Below are 1,193 nucleotides of genomic sequence, written 5' to 3'. Positions count from 1 at the left end.
GTCACTCTGTTGCTGTCCTGGGCGGTGCCGGACGGCCAGAATGATCGCGTGGCTGAACGTGTGCAGGTCCGGGAAATCGATGACGACGAGGGCAGGCGGTTGCTGCGGATCGTCCGTAGAGGCACCGGTTCGGTGGTGACCTGGCGGCGTGCCCAGATGGTGCTGTTATCCGCGCAGGGCATGCCCGTGGCGAAGATCGCCGAGGTGACCTTCACCAGCCCGGACCGGGTCAGAGATGTGATCCACAACTTCAACGCGGACGGGTTCGACTCGCTCTATCCGAAGTACAAGGGCGGCCGGCCCAAGACCTTCAGCCTCCCCGAACGCCGTGAGATCAAGAAGATCGCCAAGTCCAAGCCGGCCGAGCATGGCCTGCCGTTCTCGACCTGGAGCCTGGCCAAGCTGGCCGACTTCCTGGTCGCCGAGGGGGTGGTCGATGACATCAGCCACGAGGGCCTGCGGGCACTGCTCCGCGAGGAGGGCGTCTCGTTTCAACGCGTGAAGACCTGGAAGAGCTCACGCGACCCCGACTACGCGGCCAAGAAGGCCCGCGTCGAGCACCTCTACGCGATCGCCGACGGGGAGGTCGTCCCCGAGGACGGTGAGCCCGACGTCGTCTTGTGCCTCGACGAGTTCGGGCCACTCAACCTCCAGCCCCACCCCGGTCGGCACTGGGCCGAGCGCGGTGGGAAGCACAAGGATCCCAGCCGCGGACCCCGGCCCCGACGCCGGGCGACCTACACACGACCGCACGGGGTCCGCCACCTGTTCGCCGCCTACGACCTGGGCAGGGACAAGCTCTACGGCCACATCAAGCCGAAGAAGAACCGGAGCAGATTCTTGGAGTTCTGCCGCTACCTGCGCAGCCTCTACCCGCCCGAGATCCGCGTCGCGATCGTGCTCGACAACTTCTCCCCGCACCTGACCACGAAGAAGGACACCCGGGTCGGCGACTGGGCAGCGGCCAACAACGTCGAGTTCGCCTACACGCCGACCAACAGCTCCTGGCTCAACCGCATCGAAGCCCAGTTCACAGCCCTGCGCTACTTCGCTCTCGACGGCACCGATCATGCCAGCCACAAGGAGCAGGGCAGCATGATCCGCCGCTACATCATCTGGCGGAACAAGCACGCTGCCGACGAACGCCTACGCGAGGTCGTGAACAGGGCGAACGTTGCTTGATGCGGCACTAG

The 1,193-nt window shown here is 65.7% G+C and carries 1 protein-coding gene; it reads left to right on the top strand.

All coding sequences use genetic code 11. The annotated features are described in order from the left end of the window. Positions 1 to 48 precede the first annotated feature (48 nt). On the top strand, positions 49 to 1,182 hold the full coding sequence (locus AB0G35_RS37225; RefSeq protein ID WP_360959224.1) for an IS630 family transposase: 1,134 nt from the start codon (positions 49 to 51) through the stop codon (positions 1,180 to 1,182). The last annotated feature ends 11 nt before the right edge of the window (positions 1,183 to 1,193 follow it).

The organism is Streptomyces sp. NPDC021749, from assembly GCF_040640655.1.
In the GTDB taxonomy this organism is placed as follows: Bacteria; Actinomycetota; Actinomycetes; order Streptomycetales; family Streptomycetaceae; genus Streptomyces.
Note: the sequence above shows the minus strand (reverse complement) of the source record. Positions and strands in the feature narration are given on the sequence as shown.